Here is a 3,019-nt window from a genome sequence, read left to right as displayed (position 1 = left end):
CGGGGTCGCACGCTGCAGGTCGCGGTTGTACGCGCGCGGCAGTCCCTTCAGCGTCGTGAGCAGTCCCGACAGTCCGGAGTGAGCGTCGCCCGCGACCGCGCGGGCGAGTTCCAAGGTGTCGGGGTTCTTCTTTTGCGGCATGATGGACGACGTGGACGCATAGTCGTCCGAGAGTTCCACGAACCCGCGGTTCGAGTAGATCACGAGGTCTTCGGCCAACCCGGACACCGTCGTCGCGAGGTTCGCCGCCGCCGCGACCGTCTCGACGAGGAAGTCGCGGGTCGAAACGGCGTCCATCGAGTTGTCGAGGAGTGCGTCGAAACCGAGCAGTTCCGCCACGCGCTCGCGATCCACGTCGAACGGAGTTCCCGCGAACGCCGCCGCGCTGAGCGGGCACTGGTTGATCCTCCCGTAGGCATCCAGCAGACGTGCCGTGTCGCGGGAAACAGCCTGCTCGTAGGACGCGAGAAAGTGTCCGACGGTCGTGGGTTGGGCGGGTTGGAGATGCGTGTATCCCGGCATCACCGTCTCCGCGTTCGATTCGGCGACTTCGAGGAGCGCAGAACGGAGCGCGAGCGTGGTTTCGAGAAGTTCGAGCACGTCCTCGCGGAGGCGGTAGCGGATGCACGTCGCCACTTCGTCGTTCCGACTGCGAGCGGTGTGCATCTTCCCGCCGTCGTGACCGACCTCTCCGACGACGGCCGTCTCGATGGCGGCGTGGACGTCCTCGCCTTCGGGGAGCGAGTCGTGCCCGTTCACCTCGACCACGTTCAGCGCGGTGAGGATGTCGCCCGCGATTTCGTCCTCGATAATCCCCTGTTCGGCGAGCATCACGACGTGCGCGCGGTCGATGTCGAGGTCGGCCGCGAAGATGCGTTCGTCCGCGGCGAGCGACGAGAGGAACCCGCGGGCGGGACCGCCGCTGAAGCGGTCGCCGCGGACGACGTCGCCGTCCCCGGTGAGTTGGTTTTCTTCGCTCTCCGCTCCGTCTCCCTTACTCATCGTTCGCGATGCGAGCCTGGTAACCGTGATATTTGGCGACGCCCGTCGCGTCGGCCTGCTCGATCTTGCCGACCGTCTCGGTGTTGAACGAGGCGGCGTCCTCGGAGTAGACGGCGTGCTCGCTCTCGCGGGCGACGGCGCGTGCCTGTCCGCCCTCGAATTTGATGGTGACCGTGCCGGTCACCTTCTCCTGCGTGGTGTCGATGAAACCGTCGAGTGCATCCACGAGCGGGGCAGAAAGCAGTCCCTCGTAGGCTTTCTCGGCCCACTGCTGGTCGATGCCCGTCTTGAACGAGCGCTCCTCTTTCGTCAGCACCAGTCCTTCGAGCGCTTCGTGGGCGTTGAGCAGCGTCGTCGCGGCGGGGTGCTCGTAGTTCTCGCGGACTTTCAGGCCGAGCATGCGGTCTTCCATCAGGTCGGTGCGACCGACGCCGTGTTTTCCGGCGAACTCGTTCAGGTACTCGATGAGTGAAACGGCACCCATCGATTCGCCGTCGATGGCGACCGGCTTACCGTCCTCGAACTCGATTTCGAGGAGTTCGGTTTCCGCGCTCGGTTGTTCGGTCCACTCGTAGATTTCCTCCGGCGGGACGTAGGCCGGGTCCTCCAGATTGCCGCCCTCCACGGAGCGACTCCAGAGGTTCGTGTCGATGCTCCAGACGCCCTCGTTGCCGCCCTCCACGGGCAGGTCGTGTTCGTCGGCGTATCCCATCTCCCACTTGCGGGTCAGGCCGAGTTCGCGCACGGGGGCGATGACCTCCAAATCGGAGGCGCGCCAGACCGCCTCGAAGCGCAGTTGGTCGTTCCCTTTGCCGGTACAGCCGTGAGCGACCGCGTCACAGTCGTTCTCCTTCGCCACGTCGAGAATCGCTTCCGCGATGACCGGGCGTGCGAGCGCGGTTCCGAGCGGATAGCTCTGATACGTCGCGTTGGCCTTCACCGCATCCAGACACTGCTCCGCAAATGCATCCTTGGCGTCGATAACGTAGTGTTCCAAATCCAGTGCTTCCGCCGTTTCTTCCGCCTCTGCAAACTCCTCTTCGGGCTGACCGACGTCCACCGTGACGCCGATGACTTCGTCGTAGTCGTACTCCTCTTCGAGGAGTGGGACGCATACTGTCGTGTCGAGTCCGCCCGAGAAGGCGAGTGCAACCGTTTTCATTGTATGAGTTGCCAAGGGCTACAGATACTTAAATTCTTCTCAGAAGTTTGAGAAATAAAGATGGAAAATGGACTAAAGACGAGTTAATCACACGTGAGTGAGTTTTGAACGAACGACCGGTCGGAGTGGAATGGGTATTATTGGGACTAGAAAAGCCCCGGTCGTCGTCGTCGGACGCAGAATGAGCCGTGGTCGGACTCGTCGCTCATCGAAGGGCAAACCCCAGTGGCGCGAGTCCGCGACATTATCGAACTCTTCTGGTTCATACCGCTTAAAGTCTTTCGGGACGGCAACGATTGCCAGCGGTTCTGTTCAACGAGACTTATTACGTATCGAACAAATTGTCGACTATGCGTCGTCTTGCTCCGGTCCTCCTCGTCCTAATCGTGCTCACGGCTGGGTGTGCGAACTTCCTGCCGTGGTCAGACTCACAATCGGATCCCCAACGGACAACTGCCAACCACCCAGCATCCTACCCACCCGGAGCCAACGGTCAGTGGATATTCGACGCCGAGCAACTCATCAAGGCGCACAAAGCGGCGCTCAACGGGTCGAACTATCGAATGCACGTTCGCGTCCGATCGAATCGAAGCGTCGGTTTGACTACGTGGACCGACAGGGCGCTGACCGTGCACGTTGGTGGCGGCCATACCCTGATAAAGGGGTACGGCGGTCGATTAGGGGAACGGAATCTTACCGGGTACTCTTCGGACGATATGGTCGCTTACTGTCCGGAAGACGGAGCATGCCAGTATCGTGACGAGTCGGGCGGCTTTCGGCAGATGCCGATCGAAGAAGCGTCTCAAATCCAATCCGTCCTCGCCGGTTCGGACTTCGTGGCGAACGGGACGATAA

The 3,019-nt window shown here is 61.8% G+C and carries 2 protein-coding genes and 1 pseudogene; 1 reads left to right on the top strand and 2 read right to left on the bottom strand.

The features are described 5' to 3' along the window. Both argH and WBV42_RS19030 read right to left on the bottom strand, forming a co-directional pair. On the bottom strand, positions 1 to 1,002 hold a 1,002-nt coding region (gene argH, locus WBV42_RS19035), incomplete at its 3' end, for an argininosuccinate lyase (protein ID WP_423987431.1). Beyond that, on the bottom strand, positions 995 to 2,164 hold the full coding sequence (locus WBV42_RS19030; RefSeq protein WP_423987430.1) for an argininosuccinate synthase: 1,170 nt from the start codon (positions 2,162 to 2,164) through the stop codon (positions 995 to 997). The genes argH and WBV42_RS19030, both read right to left, overlap by 8 nt. Before the next feature lie 350 nt (positions 2,165 to 2,514). Here WBV42_RS19030 and WBV42_RS19025 point away from each other — a divergent pair. Further along, positions 2,515 to 3,019: pseudogene (locus tag WBV42_RS19025) on the top strand (hypothetical protein); the annotation flags it as partial.

The organism is Haladaptatus sp. (assembly GCF_049589095.1).
In the GTDB taxonomy this organism is placed as follows: domain Archaea; phylum Halobacteriota; class Halobacteria; order Halobacteriales; family Haladaptataceae; genus Haladaptatus.
Note: the sequence above shows the minus strand (reverse complement) of the source record. Positions and strands in the feature narration are given on the sequence as shown.

Bases quoted from the DNA above. Each gene is read 5' to 3' on its own strand.
- WBV42_RS19030 (WP_423987430.1), bottom strand. From the start codon at position 2,164: ATGAAAACGGTTGCACTCGCCTTCTCGGGCGGACTCGACACGACAGTA.